The sequence below is a fragment of the Pseudomonas sp. R84 genome (assembly GCF_009834515.1).
Classification (GTDB): domain Bacteria; phylum Pseudomonadota; class Gammaproteobacteria; order Pseudomonadales; family Pseudomonadaceae; genus Aquipseudomonas.
This window is the reverse complement of sequence record NZ_CP019426.1, coordinates 4,950,066-4,973,632: the sequence shown is the minus strand read 5'-3', so window position 1 is coordinate 4,973,632 and position 23,567 is coordinate 4,950,066. Positions and strand designations below refer to the sequence as shown.

General features: G+C 58.8%; 26 protein-coding genes and 1 pseudogene. 13 read left to right on the top strand and 14 right to left on the bottom strand.

Annotated elements, in window-relative coordinates; all coding sequences use genetic code 11:
- Nucleotides 1–22: 22 nt before the first annotated feature.
- Together PspR84_RS22040 and PspR84_RS22035 are read left to right on the top strand one after the other, a co-directional pair.
- Nucleotides 23–517 (top strand): GyrI-like domain-containing protein, encoded by a 495-nt coding sequence (locus tag PspR84_RS22040; protein ID WP_160059131.1) that lies wholly within the window; start codon nt 23–25, stop codon nt 515–517.
- A 324-nt stretch (nt 518–841) separates the two neighbouring features.
- Nucleotides 842–1,330, top strand: coding sequence for a GNAT family N-acetyltransferase (locus tag PspR84_RS22035; protein ID WP_160059130.1), 489 nt, complete (start codon nt 842–844; stop codon nt 1,328–1,330).
- Between the two features lie 123 nt (nt 1,331–1,453).
- Here PspR84_RS22035 and PspR84_RS22030 read toward each other — a convergent pair whose 3' ends face one another.
- Together PspR84_RS22030 and PspR84_RS22025 are read right to left on the bottom strand one after the other, a co-directional pair.
- Entirely contained in the window at nt 1,454–2,059 is a 606-nt protein-coding gene (locus PspR84_RS22030) for a pyridoxamine 5'-phosphate oxidase family protein (protein ID WP_160059129.1), read from the bottom strand.
- A gap of 18 nt (nt 2,060–2,077) precedes the next feature.
- Nucleotides 2,078–2,563, bottom strand: coding sequence for a GNAT family N-acetyltransferase (locus PspR84_RS22025; protein WP_160059128.1), 486 nt, complete (start codon nt 2,561–2,563; stop codon nt 2,078–2,080).
- 140 nt (nt 2,564–2,703) lie between these two features.
- On the opposite strand from PspR84_RS22025, the gene PspR84_RS22020 reads away from it, so the two are divergent.
- From PspR84_RS22020 to PspR84_RS22010, 3 genes are read left to right on the top strand one after another with little or no spacing between them, the layout of a single operon-like run.
- Nucleotides 2,704–3,129 carry a nuclear transport factor 2 family protein gene (locus tag PspR84_RS22020; RefSeq protein ID WP_160059127.1) on the top strand — a complete coding sequence of 142 codons (426 nt, stop codon included), beginning with the start codon at nt 2,704–2,706 and terminating at the stop codon, nt 3,127–3,129.
- Nucleotides 3,130–3,169: 40 nt separating this feature from the next.
- Nucleotides 3,170–3,514, top strand: a complete 345-nt coding sequence (locus PspR84_RS22015; protein WP_077574226.1) for a YciI family protein — start codon at nt 3,170–3,172, stop codon at nt 3,512–3,514.
- Nucleotides 3,507–4,748, top strand: coding sequence for an RNA polymerase sigma factor (locus tag PspR84_RS22010; RefSeq protein ID WP_160059126.1), 1,242 nt, complete (start codon nt 3,507–3,509; stop codon nt 4,746–4,748). The genes PspR84_RS22015 and PspR84_RS22010 overlap by 8 nt, the downstream gene beginning before the upstream one ends.
- A 234-nt stretch (nt 4,749–4,982) precedes the next feature.
- Here the strand turns inward: PspR84_RS22010 and PspR84_RS22005 are convergent, their stop codons facing one another.
- On the bottom strand, nt 4,983–5,837 hold the full coding sequence (locus PspR84_RS22005) for a LysR family transcriptional regulator (RefSeq protein ID WP_160059125.1): 855 nt from the start codon (nt 5,835–5,837) through the stop codon (nt 4,983–4,985).
- An 89-nt stretch (nt 5,838–5,926) separates the two neighbouring features.
- On the opposite strand from PspR84_RS22005, the gene PspR84_RS22000 reads away from it, so the two are divergent.
- Nucleotides 5,927–6,364, top strand: a complete 438-nt coding sequence (locus PspR84_RS22000) for a multidrug/biocide efflux PACE transporter (protein ID WP_160059124.1) — start codon at nt 5,927–5,929, stop codon at nt 6,362–6,364.
- Between the two features lie 119 nt (nt 6,365–6,483).
- On the opposite strand, the gene PspR84_RS21995 is transcribed toward PspR84_RS22000, so the two are convergent.
- Entirely contained in the window at nt 6,484–7,242 is a 759-nt protein-coding gene (locus tag PspR84_RS21995; protein WP_160059123.1) for an SDR family oxidoreductase, read from the bottom strand.
- A gap of 120 nt (nt 7,243–7,362) precedes the next feature.
- Here PspR84_RS21995 and PspR84_RS21990 point away from each other — a divergent pair, with 120 nt between their 5' ends.
- A complete protein-coding gene (locus PspR84_RS21990) occupies nt 7,363–8,259 on the top strand; it encodes a LysR family transcriptional regulator (protein ID WP_160059122.1) in 897 nt (298 codons plus the stop codon).
- A gap of 124 nt (nt 8,260–8,383) precedes the next feature.
- Here PspR84_RS21990 and PspR84_RS21985 read toward each other — a convergent pair whose 3' ends face one another.
- Complete coding sequence (locus PspR84_RS21985) at nt 8,384–9,997, bottom strand: inorganic phosphate transporter (protein ID WP_077574219.1); 1,614 nt, start codon at nt 9,995–9,997, stop codon at nt 8,384–8,386.
- A gap of 241 nt (nt 9,998–10,238) precedes the next feature.
- The gene (locus tag PspR84_RS21980; RefSeq protein ID WP_160059121.1) at nt 10,239–11,261 is read right to left on the bottom strand and encodes a transporter; all 1,023 of its coding nucleotides are present in this window, start codon (nt 11,259–11,261) and stop codon (nt 10,239–10,241) included.
- A gap of 277 nt (nt 11,262–11,538) precedes the next feature.
- Between PspR84_RS21980 and PspR84_RS21975 the strand changes: the two genes are divergently transcribed.
- Both PspR84_RS21975 and PspR84_RS21970 read left to right on the top strand, forming a co-directional pair.
- Entirely contained in the window at nt 11,539–13,161 is a 1,623-nt protein-coding gene (locus PspR84_RS21975; RefSeq protein ID WP_160059120.1) for a methyl-accepting chemotaxis protein, read from the top strand.
- A 110-nt stretch (nt 13,162–13,271) separates the two neighbouring features.
- The gene (locus tag PspR84_RS21970; RefSeq protein WP_160059119.1) at nt 13,272–13,718 is read left to right on the top strand and encodes a hypothetical protein; all 447 of its coding nucleotides are present in this window, start codon (nt 13,272–13,274) and stop codon (nt 13,716–13,718) included.
- A 312-nt stretch (nt 13,719–14,030) separates the two neighbouring features.
- Here PspR84_RS21970 and PspR84_RS21965 read toward each other — a convergent pair whose 3' ends face one another.
- The gene (locus PspR84_RS21965; RefSeq protein ID WP_160059118.1) at nt 14,031–14,336 is read right to left on the bottom strand and encodes a PepSY domain-containing protein; all 306 of its coding nucleotides are present in this window, start codon (nt 14,334–14,336) and stop codon (nt 14,031–14,033) included.
- 205 nt (nt 14,337–14,541) lie between these two features.
- On the opposite strand from PspR84_RS21965, the gene PspR84_RS21960 reads away from it, so the two are divergent.
- Nucleotides 14,542–15,384: a hypothetical protein gene (locus PspR84_RS21960; RefSeq protein WP_160059117.1), complete on the top strand. Its 843-nt coding sequence runs from the start codon at nt 14,542–14,544 to the stop codon at nt 15,382–15,384.
- A gap of 41 nt (nt 15,385–15,425) precedes the next feature.
- On the opposite strand, the gene PspR84_RS21955 is transcribed toward PspR84_RS21960, so the two are convergent.
- A complete protein-coding gene (locus PspR84_RS21955) occupies nt 15,426–16,553 on the bottom strand; it encodes a glycerophosphodiester phosphodiesterase (RefSeq protein ID WP_160059116.1) in 1,128 nt (375 codons plus the stop codon).
- A 221-nt stretch (nt 16,554–16,774) separates the two neighbouring features.
- Between PspR84_RS21955 and PspR84_RS21950 the strand changes: the two genes are divergently transcribed.
- Nucleotides 16,775–17,101, top strand: a complete 327-nt coding sequence (locus PspR84_RS21950) for a DUF2025 family protein (RefSeq protein ID WP_116029935.1) — start codon at nt 16,775–16,777, stop codon at nt 17,099–17,101.
- Between the two features lie 123 nt (nt 17,102–17,224).
- On the opposite strand, the gene PspR84_RS21945 is transcribed toward PspR84_RS21950, so the two are convergent.
- Both PspR84_RS21945 and PspR84_RS21940 read right to left on the bottom strand, forming a co-directional pair.
- A complete protein-coding gene (locus tag PspR84_RS21945; RefSeq protein WP_160059115.1) occupies nt 17,225–17,530 on the bottom strand; it encodes an antibiotic biosynthesis monooxygenase in 306 nt (101 codons plus the stop codon).
- Nucleotides 17,530–18,234, bottom strand: coding sequence for a CTP synthase (locus PspR84_RS21940; protein ID WP_160059114.1), 705 nt, complete (start codon nt 18,232–18,234; stop codon nt 17,530–17,532). Before PspR84_RS21940 ends, PspR84_RS21945 begins: the two co-directional genes overlap by 1 nt.
- A gap of 15 nt (nt 18,235–18,249) precedes the next feature.
- Here PspR84_RS21940 and PspR84_RS21935 point away from each other — a divergent pair, with 15 nt between their 5' ends.
- On the top strand, nt 18,250–19,191 hold the full coding sequence (locus PspR84_RS21935) for a LysR family transcriptional regulator (protein ID WP_160059113.1): 942 nt from the start codon (nt 18,250–18,252) through the stop codon (nt 19,189–19,191).
- Here PspR84_RS21935 and PspR84_RS21930 read toward each other — a convergent pair whose 3' ends face one another.
- The 4 genes and pseudogenes from PspR84_RS21930 to PspR84_RS21915 all read right to left on the bottom strand — a co-directional run bounded on the left by PspR84_RS21930 (nt 19,192) and on the right by PspR84_RS21915 (nt 22,287).
- On the bottom strand, nt 19,192–19,725 hold the full coding sequence (locus tag PspR84_RS21930) for a DUF1003 domain-containing protein (protein WP_160059112.1): 534 nt from the start codon (nt 19,723–19,725) through the stop codon (nt 19,192–19,194).
- 160 nt (nt 19,726–19,885) lie between these two features.
- Nucleotides 19,886–21,205, bottom strand: coding sequence for a PAS domain-containing methyl-accepting chemotaxis protein (locus PspR84_RS21925; protein WP_160059111.1), 1,320 nt, complete (start codon nt 21,203–21,205; stop codon nt 19,886–19,888).
- A gap of 191 nt (nt 21,206–21,396) precedes the next feature.
- Nucleotides 21,397–21,582: pseudogene (locus tag PspR84_RS21920) on the bottom strand (diguanylate cyclase); the annotation flags it as partial.
- Nucleotides 21,583–21,678: 96 nt separating this feature from the next.
- Nucleotides 21,679–22,287: a TetR/AcrR family transcriptional regulator gene (locus tag PspR84_RS21915; protein ID WP_160059110.1), complete on the bottom strand. Its 609-nt coding sequence runs from the start codon at nt 22,285–22,287 to the stop codon at nt 21,679–21,681.
- Nucleotides 22,288–22,503: 216 nt separating this feature from the next.
- On the opposite strand from PspR84_RS21915, the gene PspR84_RS21910 reads away from it, so the two are divergent.
- A complete protein-coding gene (locus PspR84_RS21910; protein ID WP_160059109.1) occupies nt 22,504–23,559 on the top strand; it encodes an MBL fold metallo-hydrolase in 1,056 nt (351 codons plus the stop codon).
- Nucleotides 23,560–23,567: the final 8 nt, after the last annotated feature.

The following is a 23,567-nucleotide window of genomic DNA, read 5'->3' as shown; positions in this document are numbered from 1 at the left end:
TTTTTGTTCCAGGAGTCGAGTCATGGATGAGCAAACACGCGTCGAAGTGGCTGAACCTCGCTTCGAACATGGACACTTTCTGCTGATTGCAGGCTTTCGCGGTCGATTTACCCAAACCACAGCAAAAGACATCCCGGCACTGTGGGAAAAGTTCTTGCCGCACCTGGGAAAGATTCAGGGGCAAAAGAACGAAGTGACTTACGGCGTCTGCAGCAATTTCGACGGCAAGGGCGGCTTCGATTACATCGCCGGAGTGGAAATCAGCAAGCTCGATGACCTCGACCAGAAAGTCTACCAGTGGGTCGAAGTGCTGCCCCGGCAGTACGCGGTGTTTGAACACAAAGGGCCACTCGATCAGCTGCCGCAAACCCTGCAATACATCTACAAGACCTGGTTGCCGACCTCTCATTACGTGGAGCTCAACGCCCCGGAGCTGGAGCGCTACAGCGCGGATTTCAATCCGAAGTTGAACACCGGTAAGCTGGAAATCTGCGTGCCGGTCGATACCAAGGCCTGAGCCGACAAACCTGCGGCGGATCAGTGATCCGCCTCATGGTTTTCAACCCCGCTTGCCTTTGCCGAACCGTCGCGCCCGCAACAGGTCGATGCCCAAGGTGATAAAGCCGAACGTACTGATGCCCAACACCAGCGACAGGCCGATTTCAACGCTGTTCATAAGCGGTTTCCCCCGAAGGTAGTCAAAGACACACCTCAGAAATAGCCCGCCGCCTGCACGAAGAAAAGCGCTTATACGCAGGCTTTACGCTGCCCGTGCGCATCGATATGCAGACCTTATTCCTTTATGCTTTCGGCACTTTCTTCTGCTGATTTCCGAGCCGCCATGAACACCGTCATCCGCAACGTCACCGCCGCCGATCTGGACCGCTGCTACGCCATCGAAACCGTCGCCTATGAAGGTGACGAAGCGGCCACTCGCGAGAAGATCGCTACGCGCATTGCTACTTGGCCGGAAGGTTTTATCGTCGCGGAGGTGGATGGCGTGGTCGCTGGTTTCGTCAATTCCGGTGCGGCGTTCGACGTGCAGATGTCGGACGAGGCGTTCAAGGAACTGATCGGCCATGACCCGAAAGGGCCGAACGTGGTGATCATGTCGGTGGTGGTGCACCCGGATTATCAGGGGCAGGGCTTGGCCAAGCGTTTGATGGGCGAGTTCATCGAGCGTATGCGCGGGATGGATAAAGCGACGATTCATTTGATGTGCAAAGAAATACACATCCCGCTGTATGCCGGGTTTGGCTTTGCCTATATCAAGCCGTCGGAGTCCGATCACGGCGGCATGGCGTGGCACGAGATGATCCTGACCCTATAACCCAACACTGATCAAAACCTGTAGGAGTGAGCCTGCTCGCGATAGCGGAGTGTCAGTCAACATTAATTTAACTGTCACACCGCTATCGCGAGCAGGCTCACTCCTACAATGGACCGCGTTGTGTCAGTAGAGAGTGTCGGTGACCCGTTTTGGGGCTTCACGGTCATAGGTGTCGGCATCGAACTGGCCATCGTTCAGGCGCTTGTGGAAGGCGCCGGCAGAGGGCAGGGCCGAGCGTGGCAGATGCGTTTCAGGATTCCATGCATCCGAGCGGACGAAGGCTTTTGAGCAATGAAAAAACGCCGCCTCCACCGTCACCAGCAACACCGTTTTCGCCGGTTTGCCATTCACCGCAAAGCTTTCCAGCAGTTGCGGATCTGCGCTGATCGTCGCCGTGCCATTGACCCGCAACGTCTCGCCAATTCCCGGAATGATGAACAGCAGCGACACCCGCGAATCCTGCAGCACATTGCGCAAGGTATCGATGCGGTTGTTGCCCGGGCGATCCGGCAGGGCCAAGGTGCGCTCATCAATAATCCGCACAAACCCGGCCTTGTCGCCGCGCGGTGAATTGTCGAGGCCATCGGCGCCCACCGAGCTGACAATCACCAGCGGCGAAACCCGCACCATCGCCTGATAATCCTCGTTGAGAAAACCGATCTGCTTGCGCACCGCCCGCTCGTGGGGCAGTCCGTAAATCGCTTCCAGCGCTTCGATTGAATCGATCATCGTGCATCCCTCGATGACTTAGAAAACCAGGCCCATGCGCCGTTCGTAACCGATCCGGCCCTTGTACGCTTCACCGCTGTCGACGTAGCCGTGCTTGGCGTACAGCGCGATCGCCGCATCATTGTCAGCGTCCACCGACAATTCCAGCCCTTTGATCTCCGGCCACGCCTGACGCGCAACCTCGGGCAGCGCTTGCAGACAAGCCTTGCCGAAACCTTTGCCCTGTGCCCGGTGATCAACCTGCAATGCATGCAAGGTGGCGCTGTGCTCATCGGCCCAGGCCGGCAACACTGGCGGGCGTTTGAGCAGCAGAAACGCCACCGGCACGTCGTCTGCCAACAACGCAAAACCCTTCACGCCCGGGCCGGGTTTCGACAGCAGGGTGTGCAAGGCACCATGAATGTCGCCGGAGAACTTGATCTGTTCGGCATGGATTTCAATCGCCTCGACTTGCTCACGCTGCAGGGCGTTCAGGCTGTCGTACGGCACGAGTTGGGCTGACACGGGAATTTCCTTTTTCCTACAAGGTAAGTCGCGGATTCTAGCGATTTTGTCTTCTGTAGAATTTTTTTGTTTGCTCTGTCGATCTGCCTGATCGCCGGACGACTAAGGGTGTCTTCACAACAAAAACCACGGAGAACACCATGTGCGCACAAGCTGAAATCCAGACCCTGATCAACACCTACCGCGAAGCCGTCATGACCAAGGACGTGGAGAAAGTCATGGCGTTGTACGCCGACGACATCGTCTCCTTCGACGCGATCAAGGCTCTGCAATTCAAAGGCAAACCGGCGTACCGCGCGCACTGGGTCGCGTGTATGGAAATGTGCCCCGGCCCGCACGTCTTCGAATTCCAGGAAATCGTCATCGAAAGCGCCGATAACATCGCCTTCGCCCACTGGGTCGCCAACTGCGGCGGCACCAACGACAAAGGCGAAACCCAAAGCTGCTGGATGCGCGTCACCGCCTGCTATCGGCAGGTCGGCGGGGCCTGGAAAATCGTCCACGAACACTGGTCGGCGCCGTTCGATCCGATGAGCGGCGCGACCCTGTTCGATGTGACTCCCTGATCTTCAGCCATAGTTGATCCGTCCGTTTCAGGAGAACGCCATGAAGTATTTATGCTTGGTCTACAGCGATGAGCGCCTGCTGCATTCATCGCCCGACAGCCCGGAAGACGCCGAGTGCTGGGCTTATGCCGAGTCGATTCAGGGCAGCGGCCGGATGGTTGCCGCCGAGGCACTGGAGTCGGTGCAGACCGCCACGACCGTCAGGATGCGCAACGGCAAACTGTCGATCACCGACGGCCCGTTTGCCGAAACCAAGGAGCAACTGGCCGGCTTCTACCTGATCGACGCCAAGGATCTCAACGAAGCGCTTCAGGTCGCCGGCAACATTCCGGCCGCGCGGGTTGGCAGCGTTGAAGTGCGCCCGGTGCGGCAGTTGAATGTCTGAGGTTCGGGCGCGGGTCGAGCAGGTCTATCGCGAAGACTCGCGGCGGATTCTGGCGACGCTGATTCGTCTGCTCGGTGATTTCGACCTCGCCGAAGAGGCCTTGCATGAGGCGTTCTTCGTCGCGGTCGAGCGCTGGCAACGCGACGGCGTGCCGGACAATCCGCGCACCTGGCTGGTCTCGACCGGGCGGTTCAAGGCGATTGATGTGTTGCGCCGCCGCGCGCGGTTCAAGGCTTCGCAGCCCTTGTTGTTGGCGCAGCTGGAAGAACTGGAACAGGCCGACTGGAGTGGCGAAGACGTGGAAGACGATCGTCTGCGGCTGATCTTCACCTGTTGTCACCCGGCGCTGGCGGCTGACGCGCAAGTGCCGCTAACCTTGCGTGAAGTCTGCGACCTCACCACCGAGGAAATCGCCCGCGCCTTTCTCTCCGCGCCGGCGGCGATTGCCCAGCGTATCGTGCGCGCTAAAGCCAAGATCCGTGACGCAAAAATCCCCTATCAAGTACCGAGCCTGAGCGAATTGCCCGAACGCCTCGACAGTGTGTTGCGGGTGATTTATCTGGTGTTCAACGAAGGCTATTCGGCGTCGGGCGGGGCGGAGGTGACCCGTGAGGATTTGACTCGCGAGGCGATCAGATTGGGGCGGTTGTTGATGGAGTTGTTGCCGGAGCCGGAAGTGATGGGGCTGTTGGCGATGATGCTGTTGCACGAATCGCGACGCTCGGCGCGCACTTCGCCGAGTGGTGAACTGGTGCTGCTGGATGATCAGGATCGTGCTTTGTGGGATGCCGGGTTGATTGCCGAAGGGTGTGCGCTGGTCGAGCGTGCGCTGACCAAGCGACGGTTTGGGCCTTATTGTCTGCAAGCGGCGATTGCCGCGGTGCATGCCGAGGCACCGTCGGCGGGGGAGACGGATTGGGAGCAGATCGTTGGTTTGTATGACGTGCTGTTGCGCGCGGTGCCTTCGCCGGTGATCGAGTTGAACCGGGCGGTGGCGGTGGCCAAGCGTGATGGGGCGTTGGCGGGGTTGAATCTGATTGAGGGGGTTTTGGCGCGAGGGGAGTTGCAGGATTACCACTTGGCGCATTCGGCGCGGGCGGAGTTTTGTCGGCAGTTGGGTAGGGTGGAAGAGGCGAGGGCGGCGTATTTGCGGGCGTTGGAGCTTACGCGGCAAGAGCCGGAGCGGCGGTTTATTCAAGGGCGGCTCATGGCGCTGGAACTACCCTCACCCTAGCCCTCTCCCAGGGGGAGAGGGGACTGATTGGGGGATGCTGTAGAAGTACGCCGACCTGAACGCTCAGCGGTGAATCCATAATTGAGGTGTATACCGTAGCTATACATCCATAATCGACTCGGTCTTTCAGGTCGATGTCTGACGTAAGACACCGCGGTCGGCCCCCTCTCCCTCTGGGAGAGGGCTGGGGTGAGGGGCTTTTGACTTCAGGCTTGCCAGCGATCAGCAGCGCCGCTATTCCAGCATCTTGCTCAACAACCAGCTCCCCGCCGGCCCCGGCGGATACAGCCGCGACCACAACGCATCGACAAACACCGGTTTCGGCCAGCCGCGCACCTTCAATTCCACCAGCAAATCATTGCCAAAGCGCTGCGCCAGCCAGCGCGGCAACGGCGCCCAGCCAAAACCTTTCTCGGCCATCTCCAGCAACATCAGATAACTCGGCGCCGACCACACGCGACCTTTGCCACGACTGTCATACGGATTGACGATGGTCGCCAGACGCAATTCGCGATGCTGCTCGAGGATCTGCTGATCAATGTGGTCAAGCTTGGCCAGCGCATGGTCGCGATTGACGAACAAGGCGATTTCCGTGCGTTCCGCCACCGTCGACGTCGCCAGATCCGCTGGATAATTTTCCTGCATTTCCGCGAAAGCCAGATGCGCGCGACCGCGCTGTACCAGCTCGATCAGGTCATCGCACTCAGCGATCAAACATTCCAGCTCCAGATCCGGATAGCGCTGCTCAAACCCCACCAACGCCGCTTCAAAACGGTCCGACTGATAGGTATCGGAAATCGCCACCGTCAGCTTCGCTTCGACGCCCTGGGACAACTGCCGTGCGGTCATTTCCAGGCGACTGCTGGCCGCCAGAATCGCCTCGGCGCGTTGCAGCATCACATGCCCGGCCGGCGTCAGGGTCGGTTTGCGGCTGCTGCGATCAAACAGCACCAGGTCCAGATCAATCTCAAGGCTAGCCACCGCCGCGCTGATGGTCGACTGACTGCGCCCGAGTTTACGCGCCGCAGCCGAAAACGAGCCTTGTGTGGCCGCCTGGACAAACGCCAGCAGCACTTCCTGAGAGATCATCAACTATCGCCTTGATCGATGGTTATTGGTTATGAAGTATCGGTATCAAGATAGATCATGGCAACCATCTTCACTCAAGGAGTCAGGCCATGACTGCCAACAAATCCATCACTGAACGTATTTTCCAGGCCATCGGTTTCGAACTGTTGGCGATTCTGATCTGCACGCCGTTGCTGGCGTGGATCATGAAAAAGCCGATGCTTGAAATGGGCGCCGTGACGGTGTTGATCGCCCTGTTGGCGCTGGGTTGGAACGTGGTGTTCAACCGTTTCTTCGACCGTCTGCTGGAACGCATGAATGTTGCGCACAACGCCTGGGTGCGGGTGGTGCATGCGCTGCTGTTCGAAGGGGGCTTGATCGTGATGGGCGTGCCGTTGATTGCCTGGTGGCTGTCGGTCAGCCTGTGGCAGGCGTTTTTGCTCGACATCGGCGTGCTGCTGTTTTTCCTGCCGTACACCTATGTGTATCACTGGGGCTATGACGTGGTGCGTGAGCGCTTTATGACCCGCAACGCCTGTCAGAACTAACCTCGTTCCCCGTGTAGGAGCTGCCGAAGGCTGCGATTTTTTGATCTTGCCCTTAAAAATCAAGATCAAAAGATCGCAGCCTTCGGCAGCTCCTACATGTGAAGGTGTCTCAGCGTTAGTTAGAGAAACATGCCGCCGGATGCCTCGACCCGCTGACCATTGATCCACTGCGCACCCGGCGACAGCAACAACGCCAATGCTCCGCCAATATCATCCGGCTGACCGGCGCGGCCCAGTGCGGTATTTTCGGCAACCATCGCATTCACTGCCGCGTTGTCGCGCACGGTACCGCCACCAAAGTCGGTTTCAATGGCGCCAGGCGCCAAGGTGTTCACGGCAATTTGCCGCGCGCCCAGTTCTTTCGCCTGATAGCGGGTCAGCACTTCAATCGCGCCTTTCATCGCCGCATAAGCACTGGCGCCGGGGAGGGTGAAACGCGCGAGGCCGCTGGAGATGTTGATGATCCGACCGCCGTCGTTAATCAACGGCAGCAGTTGCTGAGTCAGAAAGAACGGCCCTTTGAAATGCACGTTCACCAACATGTCGAATTGCTCAACGCTGGTCTCGGCGAAGCTGACATGCAGGCCGACCCCGGCGTTGTTGATCAGGAAATCAAAACGCTGACGGTCGAAAGTCTGCTGCAACGCCTGCACAACACGTGTACCGAAATCGGCAAAGCTTTCGCTGCGGCCAACATCGAGTTGCAGCATCACGGCTTTGCCGCCGAGTGCTTGCACTTCGCTCACCAGTGCCTGAGCTTCATCAGCACGGCTGTGGTAAGTGCCGATGATGTCGATGCCCTGAGCGGCGAGGTGCAGAGCGGCGTTCTTGCCCAGGCCACGGCTGGCGCCGGTGATCAATGCGATTTTACGGTTCATGGAGGCTTCCTCGATTGCGGTGAGTGGTGATGGGCTCAGTTTATTTATCCGCCGTGAGGTGATAAACAGAGTGAAACCGGAATCACTGATCGGCTTAGCCGAACAATCGACAGGTGCCTAATGAACAAACTGGAACTGCTGCGCACCTTCGTCCGAGTCAGCGAACTGTCGAGTTTCACCCTCGCCGGGGAAAGTCTCGGGCTGCCGCGATCAACCGTGTCGGAACATGTGCAGGCGCTGGAAGCGTTACTCGGCACGCGCTTGCTGCAACGCACCACACGCAAGGTGCAGGCGACGCAGGACGGACTGGTGCTGTACGAACGCAGCAAGGATCTGCTCTCGCATATGGATGAGATCGAGGGCTTGTTTCGTCAGGACGAGGCCTCTCTGACCGGGCGCATTCGTGTCGACCTGCCGAACATTCTCGCGCGGCGCCTGATCATGCCCCGCTTGCCGCAGTTCATGGATCGTCACCCGAATCTTGAGCTGGAAATCAGCAGCACCGACCGCCGCGTCGATCTGCTCAGCGAGGGCTTCGATTGCGTGGTGCGCATCGGCGCGCAGCCGGATCAATCGGTGGTCGCGCGACATCTCGGTGACTTTTCCATGGTCAACTGCGCCAGCCCTGCGTACCTCGAGCGCTACGGCGTGCCGCAAACGCTGGAGGATCTGGCGCAGCACCGGCTGGTGCATTACGTTGGCGTGCTCGGTTCGCGTTCGGAAGGTTTTGTGTACGAGGAGGGCGGTCAGGTTAAACGCTTGCCGATGGCGGGCAGCATTACGGTCAACAGTACTGACGCTTACGAGTCGGCGTGCCTCGGCGGTTTCGGTCTGACGCAGGTACCGCGAACCGGCATGCAGCCGCATCTGGAAAACGGCGAACTGGTGACCGTGCTGCCGCAATTCACCGCGCCGGCGATGGGGATTTCATTGCTGTATGCGCGACAGCGGCATTTGCCGTTGCGGGTGCGGGTGTTTATGGATTGGCTGGGCGATCTGATCCGCTCTGCGCTCTAAACCTGAACTCCGGTCAAAACTGTAGGAGTGAGCCTGCTCGCGATAGCGGTGGGTCAGTTTAATCAATGTTGACTGATACACCGCTATCGCGAGCAGGCTCACTCCTACAGGGGATCTTCGTCCGTCAGAAGATCTGGGTGAACAGCCAGTACAGGCTGCCCGACAGCAGAATCGCAGCCGGCAGGGTCAGCACCCACGCCATCAACAGATTGCGGATGGTCTTCATCTGCAACCCGCCACCGTTGGCAACCATGGTCCCGGCCACGCCCGAGGACAACACGTGCGTCGTCGACACCGGCAAACCAAACATGTCCGCCGCACCGATGGTGAGCATGGCCACGGTTTCCGCCGAGGCACCTTGCGCATAGGTCAGATGGGTCTTGCCGATCTTCTCGCCGACCGTCACCACAATCCTCTTCCAGCCAACCATGGTGCCCAGTCCCAGCGCGATGGCCACGGCGATCTTCACCCACAGCGGAATAAACCGCGTGGCGTTGTCGATCTGCTGTTTGAACAACTGCAGTTTGCCGCTGGTGTCGGCGTCGAAATTGCCGACCTTGTTCTTGTCCATCAGGCGAATGCTTTCGCTGGCCAGGTACATGTCGTTACGCACGTTGCCCATGGCTTCGGCCGGGACTTTTGCCAGCGAACCGTAACCTTTGACTTCTTCACCGATGTGCCCGGTGAGGGCGGCGAGGGCGGGGATCAGTTGCGGCGTGGCGTCCTTGCTGCGCACGTAATCGGAGAGCACTGCACGCGGATCGGCCGGCGTCGGCAGCGGTGCACTTTTCACCAGCGCTTGCTGGGTGACTTGCGCCACGGCGGCGAACTGCAGCGATTGTTCTTCCGGCATGGTGCGGTTCAAGGCATAGGCCATTGGCAGTGTGCCGACCAGAATCAACATGATCAGGCCCATGCCTTTCTGCCCGTCGTTGGAGCCGTGAGCGAAGGACACACCGGTGCAGGTCAGAATCAGCAAACCGCGAATCCACCATGGCGGCGGCGTGTTGCCTTCCGGCGCCTTGTACAGCGAGCGATTCTTCACGAACGCACGCAGCGCCAGCAGCAACAGCGCCGCACAGCCGAAACCCACCAGTGGCGACAGCAGCAGTGCGTAACCGATCTTGGTCGCCTGCGCCCAATCGACACCGCTGGTGCCGTCACGGCCGTGCATCAGGGCATTGGCCACACCGACGCCGATGATCGAACCGATCAAGGTGTGCGACGACGAGGCTGGCAAACCCAGCCACCAGGTGCCGAGGTTCCACAGGATCGCCGCGATCAGCAGGGCGAAAATCATCGAGAAGCCAGCGGACGAACCGACCTGCAGAATCAACTCCACCGGCAGCAACGCGATGATGCCGAACGCCACCGCGCCACTCGAAAGCAGCACGCCGAGAAAGTTGAAGAATCCCGACCAGACCACGGCGACATTGGGTGGCAGCGAGTGGGTGTAGATCACCGTCGCGACGGCGTTGGCGGTGTCATGGAAACCGTTGACGAACTCGAAACCCAGGGCAATCAGCAGCGCGACGCCGAGCAGCAGAAACGGCGTCCAGGTGGTGACCACCGTGCCGAGTTCGTGCATGTCGTGCATCAGGCTGTAGGCGGTGAACAGCATTCCCATCGCCAGCACGGCGAAAAAGATCACGTAGGTAAACGGGCCGGTTTTCTTGTCGAGGGCAGGCCTGCCGCTAGCGGCGGACGCGGGGCTGGCGGTCAGGGAGGGAGTAGCCATGAGCGGACAATCCTGAGCGAGGAAAGGAATGTCGCCCATGATCGTTGCAGAATGTTACAGAGAGACTGCGCCATGTCAGTGTTTGGCTGATTAATCCAACCGTCGGTCTTAAGCCGTTGAGGTCCCCTGTGGGAGCGAGCCTGCTCGCGAAGACGGAGTGTCAGTCACCATCATTGTTGAATGACAGATCGCTTTCGCGAGCAGGCTCGCTCCCACAGGGGATGAGCGGTGCATTCCGTGGTCAATAATCCCCGCGCTTGCGAAACGCCCAACGCCCGGCAATCACGGTAAACGTCGCCACCAGCGCAACCAATATCCAGAACCCCTCCGGATCCTGCGACAACGGCACGCCGCCCACATTCATCCCGAAAAAACCGGCAATGATGTTGATCGGCAGCGCCAGCACCGTCACCACGGTCAGAGTAAACAGCGTGCGGTTGCTCTGTTCGTTGAGGTTGGCGGCGATCTCTTCCTGGAGCAATTTGATCCGCTCACCGAGGGCGGTGAGGTCGTTGATGATCAGCGCAAACTCCTCGGTGGATTTGCGCAGTTCCTTGACGTCCTCCTTCTGCAACCACGGCGGCGGCCGGTTGAGCAGACGCAGCAACGACCCCGGCTCCAGTGCCAACAATCGTTGCAGACGCACCAGCACGCGGCGATTGGCACCGAGTTCAGCGCGGTTGGTCGACAACCGCGAGGAAAGCAATTCGTCCTCGACCTGGTCGACGCTCAGGCTGGTCTTGCGCACGATCTGCGTGAGCACTTCGCCCTGATCGCGCAGCAGATGCACGAGCAGTTCCGAGGGCGAACGAAAGCGTTCGCCGGCCTTCACCGACGAGCGCAATTTGTCCACCGAGTGCAGCGGTTGCAGACGCGCGCTGACGATCAGTTTGCTGCGCACACAGACCCACAGCGTCGACACGTCCGACGAGACCATGCTGCTCAGGTTGAACACCACATCGTTGACCACCGCCAGCAACGCCGAGTCGACATGCTCGATGCGCGTCGAACGCGAGCCTTCGTGCAGCGCCTCGAAAAACTCTTCGGGCAATTGCAGATGACTTTTCATCCAGCGCTCGCACGCCGCGTGGGCAAGATTGAGGTGCAGCCAAAGGAATTCGCCATTTTCATTGTCGTCCTGCAAACAGCGCAGCGCCGTGGCCGAATCGACTTCGCGGCCCCGTTCGCCGGGCAGGAAACGAAAGCCGTAGAGCAGGCCAAACAGATCAGGATCGCGATGACTGATGTCGAGGCTGTGGTTCATGAGGGCTCGCTGCGAGGAGGGTGCGTCGGTCGCGCAAATGGCAGGTTCACTGAGCCGCATCATCGCAATGTCACATGACGTTTATGTGACAGCAAAGTGACGTCAAATCAGCGACTTACCGGTGGTCTGGTTTTCTTCAAGAAGCGCTCTGGCGCGCCGATCACAGGTGCGTTAGGTTGCGCGCCATTGGCCATGAACCAAGGCTCGCCGACATGGATGTCCGGCACAATTTCACGCCTTACCGGGCGTACCTCATCCTTGTCCTGAGTATCTTTCGATGCTGCAAAAATCCCTGAGAGCGCAAATTCTCGCCCTGCTGAGCGGCAGCCTGCTGGCGGTGCTGTTGATTGCGCTGGCGTGTTTTCATTTCCTTTCCAACGGCGTGCAAAGCTACAGCCAGTTGATCGCCGGTCCCTTGCACACCTCGCAACTGATTGACGAAGCCAACCTGCAATTCAAGGTGCAGGTGCAGGAGTGGAAGAACGTCCTGCTGCGCGGCAAGCAACCGGCGGATCTGGCCAAGTACTGGAGCCAGTTCGAAGATCGTCAGCGCGATGTGCAGAACATCCTTGGTGAACTGGCCGGGCAGAAAGGCATTGAGCCCAGCCTGAAATCGCGCATCGAACGCCTGCGCGACGAACACCGTCAACTGGGTAGCGCTTATCAGAGGGGACGCGATGCCTACGTGGCTGCCGGTGGTGATCCGACGGCGGGTGACGCGGCGGTCAAAGGCGTTGACCGCGCCGCCAGCGATCAGATGAGCGAACTGGTCGCTGAGTTGCGCAAGCAGGGTAGTGCACAGTCGGCGCTGATCAGTGCCGAGGCCGATCGCACCGTGTGGCTGGGGCTGCTGGTGATGCTCGCGTCGGGCCTGTTGATCGGCCTGCTCAGTCTGTGGCTGGTTAACCGCAACCTGGTCGAGCCGATTCGCAAACTCATCGATTACGTCACTCAGTTGAGTCGCGGCAAACTCGCCGAACGTGTGGTCAGCGACCGTCAGGATGAACTGGGCAACCTCGCCGCAGCGGCCAATACCTTGCGCGACTTCCTCGCCGACACCTTCACCCGTTTGCAGCGCAGCGCCAGTGATCTGGACAGCGCCAGCGGTGAGTTGAATGCGATCGCCACGACCATGGCCGGCGGCACCAACGAGCAGTTCAACCGCACCGATCAGGTGGCCACGGCGATGAACGAAATGTCCGCCACTGCGCAGGAAGTGGCGCGTCACGCCGCCGATGCCGCGCGTGCGGCCGACGATGCCGACCAGTCTGCCCAGCAGGGTGAAAAGGTCATGCAGAGCACCATTCACTCGATCACGCAGATGCGCGGTGAAATCGCCAATACCGCCACGGTGATTCGTCGTCTCGAAGCCGACAGCGGCCGCATTGGCAAAGTGCTGGAAGTGATTCGTGGCATCGCCGAACAGACCAACCTGCTGGCGCTTAACGCTGCGATCGAAGCAGCGCGGGCCGGCGAGGCCGGGCGTGGTTTTGCGGTGGTCGCCGATGAAGTGCGTAACCTCGCGCAGCGTACGGCTGAGTCGATCATCGAGATCAACCAGATCATTCAGAGCGTGCAGACCGGTGCGGTGGATGCGGCGCAAGCCATCGACAGCGGCCAGACGCGCAGTGATGAAAGCGTTGAGCAAGTGACCCAGGCTGGCGCGATGCTGGAGCGCATCACTCACGCCGTGGAAGCGATCCGCGACATGAACCGTCAGATCGCTACTGCTGCCGAAGAGCAGACCTCGGTGGCCGAGGACATCTCGCGCAACCTCACCGAAATCACCTCGATCGCCAGCACCAACCTCGACAACGTCCAGCGCACTGAAAGCGCCAGCCAGAACCTGCATGGTCTGTCGGGGCAACTCAATGAAGTCACCGCTCGCCTGAGCGCCTGAGGTTATTGAGCGTGTACCGATTCGGATACCGAGTCGGTACACAGTCGATCTCAAATTGAGGCGGCCGTGGTCGATGACCGGTTATCTATAACCGGCATTGGAGCCTTTCCATGGTCAGCATCACTTCTGTTTCTATCAATCAGACCGTCAGCGCACCGACCAGCAAAACGTCGATCAGTGACGTTGGTGACGACACGTCTACCTCAGCAACCGCCAGCACGGGTGCGACGGCCGATACCGGTAAAGTCACCGCCGGTGGTGGGGCCGCTCCGGCGGGTGACAGCAGTTCCAGCAACAGCGAAGAATCGGATTCGGTGAAAGAACTGCGCAAGCAGATTGCCGAACTGCAGAAGCAATTGCAGGAAGAACAGCAGGCGTTGCAAGCGGCGCAGGCGAAGCAGGAAAGTTCTAATGCCAAAGCCGCCGAAGTAGCCGCCGCACAAGCGCAGATCACCGCTACCTCGGCGTCCCTGTCAACCGCTACCGCCTCACTGTTGCAGGCGTTGCAGGATTCTGACAGCAGCACTTCCGGTTCGCTGGTCAGTACCTCGGCGTGATGCCCTTTTCCCTCACCCTAGCCCTTTCCCGGAGGGAGAGGGGACTGACCGTGGTGACTATTTGAGCTACGCCGACCTGAAATATCGAGTCGTACTCAGGTCCTTGGTGTTTCCTGATCAGCTTCAAGAATTCGAGGCTAACTCAGGTCTTGAATAGCCCCCGATCGGCTCCCTTTCCCCCTCGCCCCCCTTGGGGGAGAGGGCAGGTGAGGGGGAGAAAATCTCACTGACAACACATCAACAAAGCCAAACACCAGACATGAAAAAAGCCGCACGATCTTTCAATCGTGCGGCTTTCGCTTGTGCGCGGTATCAGTGGTCTTGCTTGTTGCTCAGCACCTTGCCGGTGGTGGCGTCGAAGTCGACATCCCATTCAGTGCCATCGGCCAAACGCAGCTCAACTTCATACTCATAACCATTGAAGTGGTTATCCAGATCCGTGTCAGTAATAGTCGCACCCGGATGCAGTTTCAGCGCAGCCTGGTTCATTTCTTCCAGTGGCTTGATCTTGCCTTCCTTGACCAGTTGCGGAATCTGGTCAACGCGAACATCAGCCTGGGCCAGGCCAGCGGTAAGAGTCAGGGCAGCGGCGGTAAACAGGGCAGTCAAAGTTTTCATCGGTTCATTCCTTTAGGTGTTCGTTTGAATGGGTTGAGCTATTCAAGTGGGTTCAGCGTATCGAAGCTGTCTTAATTCAGGCTTAATCAATGAGCCTGGGCTCAAGTGAACGATTCGGTGTTTCTCCAACTGGAAATCACTCACTTTCCAAGTATCCAAGTGAGCTCTTTGATCAGCGGTCTGCATACCAACAGGAAACAAGGACATGACGGGAATGGAAAATCTTTGGGGCAATCAGCTTTTTCAACAACGTGCGAGATTGGCATTTCCGATCCTGGTTCGGCAGGCTTTGGCGACCACCCCACTGACCTATGAAGACCTGGCGCAAGAGTTGGGTATGCCTAATCCACGAAACCTGAACTTTGTCTTGGGTTGTGTGGGCAGGTCTCTGCAAAAGCTGGAAGAGCAGTGGAAAGAAAGGGTCCCCCCATTGCAAAGTCTGGTGATAAACAAAGCCACCCGCATTCCGGGTGAAGGTATCGATTGGTTTATAGATGACCTGAAGAACTATCGCAGACAGTCGCGTAAGGAGCGAGAGAGCATTATCCACGCCAAGTTAAGGGAGGTTTATGCGTATCAGTACTGGAACGAGGTATTGGAGGCTCTAGACCTGCAACCGCTGACACCAGTGTTTGCTCCTTTGTTGGCAGAAGCCTCACGCCGCGGCGGCGGCGAGGGAGAAGAACATAGACGACTCAAGTTGTTCGTTGCCCAACATCCCGAGATTCTTAATCTGACAGGCAAGAGAGGACTTACTGAGGTAGAACATCGTTTGCCATCTGGCGATGTGATTGATGTTTTCTTCATGCGGGGCAAGGAGGTAATCGGCGTTGAGGTCAAGCCTTCGACAGCAGATGAAGCGGATATCGTTCGAGGTCTTTATCAGTGCGTAAAGTACAAAGCTGTTTTGCAGGCGCGTCAGAGTGTGGAGCTCCAACCACAGAACGCCAGAACGTTCCTGGTATTGGGTGGCGCATTACCTGAAGCCCTAGTTGGGCTGAGAAACATGCTTGGAATTTCTGTAATTGAGAATGTGCAAAGCTTTTGATGTTCAGCGCGCGCCTGATTGAAAGGCGCGCGCTGGTTCACTCAGAAACCGTTGTTCTTCAACACCTGATCAACGGTGCCGGCCGCCGGGCGTTTGTAGAACTTCAACAGCTCGCTGGCGCGGTTGGTGAAGATACCGTCGACACCGGCCGCCATGACTTTCTCGAAGTCCACCGGCTCGTCGACGGTATAGACATGCACCAGCAGGCCTTGATCGTGGGTGTACTGATTCATCCACGGTTGCACCAGATCCGAATAACTCTGATCGCCGCCCTTGGTCAGCTTCGCCGAAGGGCCGGTGCCGATTGCACCTTGGGCCTTGGCGTAATCCACCCACTGCTTGAACTCAGCTTCGGACTTCGGCTCTTGTTTGCCATAGAAAGCGTTTTTGTCTTTCTCGCCGGACTCGGCAAACGTCACCTTGGATTTCGGCTCGATGCTGCCTTCGCCAACCCACAGCAGGAGGATCTTCGGCACCTGCGGCATTTCTTTTTCCAGCAGGGCGAGGCTGTTCTTCTCGAACGTCTGCAGGATCACCTTGCCTTTACCCTGACCAACACCCAATGCACTTTTAGCCAGTTTCGAACCGGCCGGGCTCAGCCAGCCGCGATCCTGCAGTTTCTCTTTCAGGTCTTTCTCGATCCCGGGAAACAGTTGCGGCTCTTTGGTCTCGATGTACAGGCCCGGCTTGTGTTGCGGATTAGCCTGGGCGATGTCGATGATTTCATCGAGTGTCAGAATTTTCAGTCCGGCGTAAGTAGGGCGCGCGCGATCCGGGTACTTGGTGTTGAACCAGCTACCGGCGTCGAGGGTTTTCAGTTCGGCCATGGTGAACGCGGTAGCCGAGGCGTCCTTGCGCTCCGGGAACTTGGTGGCGACGTCAGTAGTACGTTGCAGATTGTCGTCGTGCAGGGCGAACAGCACGCCGTCCTTGCTGCGCTGCAGGTCCATTTCCAGGTAATCGGCGCCCAGGTCGCGAGCCAGTTTGTAGGACGCCGCCGTGGATTCCGGTGCATCGAAAGACGCGCCACGGTGAGCAATCACGGCCGGGTGCGGGATGCCGTTGGTGGCAGCGATCGCTTTCGGATCAGTCTGGCTGGCGGCGTGCGCCTGACCGAGGCCGAGCAGCAGGCTCAGGACCAGAGCGCTTTTGGTGAAAGTGGCGGGCATGTTCGAGTTCCTTTCGCAGGGCATTTTCAAAGACGTATCTTTTAACAACTGAATCGATTGCGTGCTATCGCCAGACCGACATAAACGTATTAAAAGCGATTTTTCCTGCACTTTTGTGGCGCGGTTTGCAGTACGCTTGCTCTCGGCAGACGTCCCGGCAGAGGGCGCGCCGCTCAGTTGCCCTGCGTGTAAACCATCGATCATCTTTCGTGAGGTTTACCATGCGCATCACCTCCCAACTCATCTGCCAGGCTGCCGACGACCTCAAGGGCTTTGTCGGCCTCAACCGCAAGACCGGTCAATACATCGTGCGCTTCAGCGAAGATTCGTTCGGTATGGACGTGGCCGATGACGGCATTATTCCTGTGAATGAATTTGTCTGGGCGCCGGCGACAGCGCAGACCATGACGCTTAAACGCGAGTTGATTCAGTTGTTGCTGGATCAGAATATCGATGAGCGGATCAACATCACCGAGCCGTTGCGCGTTTATATGAGCAAGGTTGAAGTGCCGGAGATTGTCGCGGTGCGCAGTCTGGTGCGCGGCTGAGATTATCTGTGACAGTGCGGGCCTCTTCGCGAGCAAGCTCGCTCCCACATGGGAACCGTGGTGTCACAAATCCCCTGTGGGAGCGAGCCTGCTCGCGAAGGCGGCCGCCAATGCGCCGCTATTTTATGGCCCGAACCGATACTCACGCTCCACCCGGCACACCCGCGTATGAAACGCCGAATACCATTCCGAGCGCCCACGCGCTTGAATCACCCGATGCTCAGGATGCTGCCGCCACGCCAGAATCGCTGCCTCGCTCTCCCAATACGACACCGTAATCCCTACGCCATCCGCCCCACGAACCGACTCGACACCCAGAAACCCCGGCTGCTCACTTACCAACGCGGCCATGCGCTCAGCCGCCTCGGTATACCCATTGTCACCCTCGGTTCGAGTCGAGGTAAAAATCACCGCAAAGCAGGAAGTCATCAACGTGACTCCCCACAAGCTTCAACAAACGCGCGCACCAGCGGCGGCATCTGCCCTTTGAGCGCGGCGCGTTCTGGTTGAAACAACGTCGCGACAAAGAAGCGGTGGTCCTTGAGTTCTATCGCGCGTAAATCCCCTGACGAATCATGACCGACCGCTTGTAGCCGATCATTCAACAGTTGCCGCTCGAACAGCGGATTCACACCGAAGCGGCAGCGATAGCCCTCACGAATTTGCGACGTTTCGTACGCCTTGGCGATCAACGACCCGGGAACCAAGTGAATACTGTCGACCGCTTCGACCAGCGAACAGGTCAACGGTGTGAGTACCGCGCGTTCAGAGTCGGGCGATGTTTCACCGTGTTCCGCATCGACCCAGCCCAGCACGTTGCGGGAAAATTCCAGCACGGCATGCTGAAAACCGCCGCAGGTGCCGAGGAAAGGGCGCTGCTGTTCGCGAGCAAAACGGATCGCCCAAAGTGCGCCGGCTTCACTTTTGTAAGGGCTGGCGGGTACGCACCAGAAACCGTTGAAGCGCTCGAGCGGCGTATCGGCGTGGATCTGCTCGGTGGGCAACCATTCGAATTGCACGTTGCGGTTGAGGTGTTCGGCGACCAGCCCGAGGGCGACGGGAATGGCTTGATGGGCGGTGACCTGCGGGTCGTAATCGCCAATCAGGGCGATACGGATGGCGCTGTTTTCCATGGGGATTCCCTGCGCTTGTTGATTGATGGCACTCACTATAGATTGGCGTTCACGCACTCGATATTGGCGTTTACCCAAGTGATTAATGCAGCGACGCACTATCAGCTCGACTACCCCGATCTGGCCCTGATTCTGGCCTTGGTGCGTGGCGGCTCTCTGGCCCGCGCTTCGCAGCTGTTGAAGGTCGACGTGTCGACGGTGTTTCGTGCCGTGCGCCGTCTCGAAGCTGCACTCGGCCAGCAATTGTTCGAAAAAAGCCGCGCCGGTTACCTGCCGACAACCCTCGCGCAGACGCTGGCCGAGCAAGCCGAACGCGCCGAACAGGCACTGGAAGCTGCGCGTATCGGCGTGGAGCAGGGCGGCGAAGTGGTCAGCGGCACGGTGCGACTGACCTGCACCGATTCGGTGTTGCACAGCTTGCTGCTGCCGGCGCTGGCGCAGTTCATGCCCAATTACCCGGCGCTGACCATCGAACTCAGCACCTCCAACGATTTCGCCAATCTCAGCCGCCGCGACGCCGACATTGCCCTGCGCCTGACGCGTACACCGCCGGAGCATCTGGTCGGACGGCAACTGGCGAAGATTTCCTACCGGGTCTGCGCCAGTGCGCGCTATCTGCAAAACGTCGATGCGTCGGATCTGACGGCACTGACGTGGATCGCTCCGGATGACTTTTTACCCGATCACCCGACCATCGCCTGGCGTCGTCAGCATCTACCCGGCGTCACCCCGGGTTATCGCTGCAACAGCATGTTGTCAGTCACGGAGCTGGTTCGCGCGGGCCTCGGCGTGGCGGCGTTGCCGGACTTTCTGATTGGCGATGAGTTGCAGGCGTTGGGCGAACCGCTGCACGGCTATGACACCGCGCTATGGCTGCTGACTCGCCCGGATTGCCGGGCCTTGCGCTCGGTGGTGACACTGTTCGATGAGCTGGGGCGGGCGCTGCGGTTGCCGTGATCAGCGCTGCGGATTCTGGCGCATGTGATCGTGCAGCTCACTGGTCAGGCTGGCGATGCGTTCGGTGAGGTTTTTGGTCATCTCGGTGAGGCGGGTGTTCTGCTCCAGCAGTTCAAGCAGTTGCGCGGTGTTCTTCGCCGCTTGGGCCTGGCGTTCGGTATTGGCCTGTGCCAGGTCTTCACGATGTAGTGCGTCGGCATCGGCCTGCGCCTTGTCGCGGGCAGCCTGGCGTGTTTGTGCGAGCAGAATCAGCGGCGCGGCATAAGCCGATTGCAGGCTGAAAGCGAGGTTCAACAGGATGAACGGGTAAACGTCGAAGGTGGTCACGCCAAACACGTTCAGACACACCCACAACAACACAATCAGGGTTTGCGCGCCGAGAAACATCGGCGTGCCGAAGAACCGCGCAAATGCCTCGGCGCGCAGGGCGAATTTGTCGTTACCGAAGGTGGTGCTGAGGTGGGCGTGGGGGCGGTGGAAGCGCAGGTGATCGACGGGAGCGGTGTTGGCGGCGTCGGGTTTATCTGTGGTCATGATGCTCTCGGCAGGACTTGGGACTGAAGGTCACTATAGTCCTGCATTGCAGCTCAAGGCCCTTTCGCGAGCAGGCTCGCTCCCACATTGGAATGCATTTTCCCTGTGGGAGCGAGCCTGCTCGCGAAGGCCGCGCCTCGGTCTAACGACTCTGCATCAATTACCCTGGCACCCGCTCATTGGCAAACATGCTCACGGCATCCACCGCCTCACTGGCGCCATCGCGAATCTGCAAGATCACTGTCCCCGCCTGATTCGCCAACTCGACCCCCTCAGCCGCACGACCCCGGGTGCCTTCCATGCTCTTGATGGCCTGGCGGGTTTCGCTCTGGATCAAGCCGATCATGGTGGATATCTCCGCCGTCGAGCCGCTGGTACGCCCCGCCAGCAGGCGTACCTCGTCGGCAACCACGGCAAATCCGCGCCCTTGTTCGCCGGCGCGCGCGGCCTCAATGGCGGCGTTGAGAGCCAGCAGATTGGTCTGGTCGGCAATCGAGCGGATAGTGTTGACGATGGCGGTGATCTGTTCGGAGCGTTCCCCCAGTTGCGCAATCAACGTCGACGATTGTGCAATGTCCTCGGCGATTTCGCGCATTTCGCTGGCGGCTTGCTGGATCACCTGAGTGCCTTGCTCGGCGACTTTTCGCGTCGCCACCGAGATGTGATAAGCCGCGCTGGCACTGCGTGCGTCCTGCTCGTGTTGCTCGACTCGCGTGGTCACATCGGAAGCGAACTTCACCACTTTGCACAAGCGCCCGGCAGCGTCGTAAACCGGGTTGTAGTTGGCTTCGAGCCACACCGTTTGCCCGCGTTTATCCACGCGTTCGAACTGACCCTGAAAAAGCTCTCCCAGGTTCAAGCGCCGCCAGAAATCCTCATAGGCGCTGCTGTTGACCAGTGCCGGCGTGCAGAACAAACGGTGATGTTTGCCTTTCAGCTCGGCGAGGGTGTAACCCATGCGCGCCAGAAAATTCTGATTGGCCGTAAGAATGCTGCCGTCGAGGTTGAATTCGATGACTGCCATTGCCCGGTCAATCGCTTGCAACTTGGCATTCGCCTCACTTTCCTGCTGCACCTTGGCGGTCACGTCCATGGCGTACTTGACCACTTTCACCACACGCCCCGAGGCATCCTTGATCGGGTTGTAACTGGCCTCAAGCCAGATCGGCTGACCCTTGCCGTCGACCCGTTCAAACGTACCGGACTGAAACTGGCCGTTTTTCAGGCGTGACCACAAATCAGTGTATTGAGTACTACGGCCGAACTCTGGTGTGCAAAAGCGCCGATGCGGTTGGCCGATCGCTTGTTCGGCGGTGTAACCCATGGTCTTGAGAAAGTTTTCATTGGCGCGCAGCACCACGCCATCGAGGTCGAACTCGATCACCGCCATCGAGCGATTGATCGCATCGAGCAGGCCGGCTTGTTCGGTGAGGGTGCGCTGAAGGTCGTCGACGACGGCTTTGTGGCGATTGAAGAACATGCTCGCAGTACTCTGGAAGAGGGGGAGGATCGAGGATTCAGTCCCTATTTCCGCGCTGGCAGACCGAATGCGCGGACGGCATTCGGTGGTGACTGCTCAATGCCAGCATTCCTTAACTGGCAGATGGCTACTTATACAAAACTTCATAAAGTTGTACAAGAAAGTAATTATTTGTAATTTTGTATAACTTTTTAGGCGCTAACGTTGTCCGCCACAGCATGGCTCAGGGCAGTGCTGATGGTGTTGCGGCCCTTATGTTTGGCGGTGTACAGCGCTTTGTCGGCATCGTCCAGCCAGTCGAGGGCATCCTTGTACAAGGGCTGATAACGCGCCAGACCGATACTCAGACCCACTCGCAAGTCTGGCACCTGTGGATGACAACATGAATTCAATGCTTCACCCATCGCTCCATCAAGCCTCCATGCCTCGTACAGCGGCAACTGGCAGGGAGCGGGTTACAGGTGGAGGGCGATTTAGAGCTGATAGCAGGCCAAAAACATCTCCAGCGCCGATTCGGCGACGGTGTTCTGCATCTCGACATCAAGAGCGGCACGGCCCATCGACATCTGTGGCCAGAAGCCAAAGGTTTTGAGCAACCCTTGGACCTGATGCGCGGCGAACTCCGGATCGACCGCTTTCAGTCGACCGTCGGCCTGCGCGGCGCGAATCCATACGGTCAGAGCTTCTTCGCGCTCGCCCATGCGCTCGATCATGTTCTGCGCGCGCTCCGGCGAATGAATGGTCGCAGCAATTGCCACCCGTGCCAGGGTCAGAAAATTCTCGTCAGCCATCAGCTGCACCTTGGCCTGCAGCATCTGCCGTAATTGCTCGCGCAATGGCTGATCGCGGTTGTAGGTCACCGATTGCTCGGCGCTGATTCGTGCCCACAACTGGTTGAGAATTTCCGCGAACAACTCTTCTTTGCTGGGGAAATGGTTGTACACCGTGCGCTTCGACACACCGGCGGTGGCCGCGATTTTGTCCATGCTGGTGATCTCGAAACCGTGGGCACGGAATTCGGCAATCGCCGCCTGAATAATGGCTTCGCGTTTACGGTCGGTGAGTCGCAGTGGAGCTGTCATAAGTACGCTTCGGCAGAGAAAAGATGAAATTACACTTGGCAGTTTACTTGTCATCCGCTTTGATGCAACCTAGAAACTACACCGAGCAGTGTAATGTTGCGTTAATCCTCGTAACTTAAAAACCAGACAGTTCGGCCTATGCGTGCAGCTTTGGCCATTTATCGTCCCACCGTGGAAAAACCGCGAATTGCGCGGTTTTTCTGGAGTCATTCAGTCATGGCCAATCCAGTTTCGCTCCCGGATAACACATCCACGCCTGAAGCCTCGCGGCAGCATCAGGGGCTGTTTCGCAACCACGCACCTGTGCAACGCGAAGGCCTACGCAAAATGCTGCGGATCATGTGGAACATGATTTTCCACAAACCGCGCAACACCCGACCCGCCGCGCCGATTCCGGTGCAAGCGTTGACCCGGGAAGAACTGCTGGCAGCGCCCAATCACAGCGTCTATCGCCTCGGTCACTCGACTCTGTTGCTGAAGCTGCGCGACAAATTCTTTATCACCGACCCGGTCTTCGCCGAGCGCGCCTCGCCGGTGCAGTGGGCTGGGCCAAAACGTTTCCACCAGCCACCGATCAGCATCGATCAGTTGCCGCCGATTGAAGCGGTGATCCTGTCGCACAACCATTACGACCACCTCGATTATCAGGCCGTGCTCAGGCTGGCGGCCAAGACCAACCTGTTCCTCACGCCACTGGGCGTCGGCGACACCCTGATCAAATGGGGTATCGATGCCAGCAAAGTCCGCCAGTACGATTGGTGGCAGGGCGCCGAGATTGCCGGCATCCGCTTCGTCGCCACACCGTCGCAGCACTTTTCTGGCCGTGGCCTGTTCGATGGCAACAGCTCCCTGTGGGCGTCCTGGGTAATGATCGACGGCGACACGCGGATCTTCTTCAGCGGCGACAGCGGCTACTTCGACGGCTTCAAACGCATCGGCGAACAGTACGGCCCGTTCGACCTGACCCTGATGGAAACCGGCGCCTACAACGTCGAATGGCCGCACGTGCACATGCAGCCAGAAGAAACCTTGCAAGCGCACATCGACCTCAAAGGCCGTTGGCTCTTCCCGATCCACAACGGCACCTTCGACCTGGCGATGCACGCCTGGCACGAACCGTTCGACCGGATCCTGGCACTGGCGTGGGAACGCAGTATTTCCATTACCACGCCGCAGATGGGCGAGGCGTTTAACATCGCTCAACCGCAACGCGGGGAGGCGTGGTGGTTGGCGGTTGAAGGGGAGAGTGAGGCGGTGGTGAAGAGCGCCTGATCAGGTGG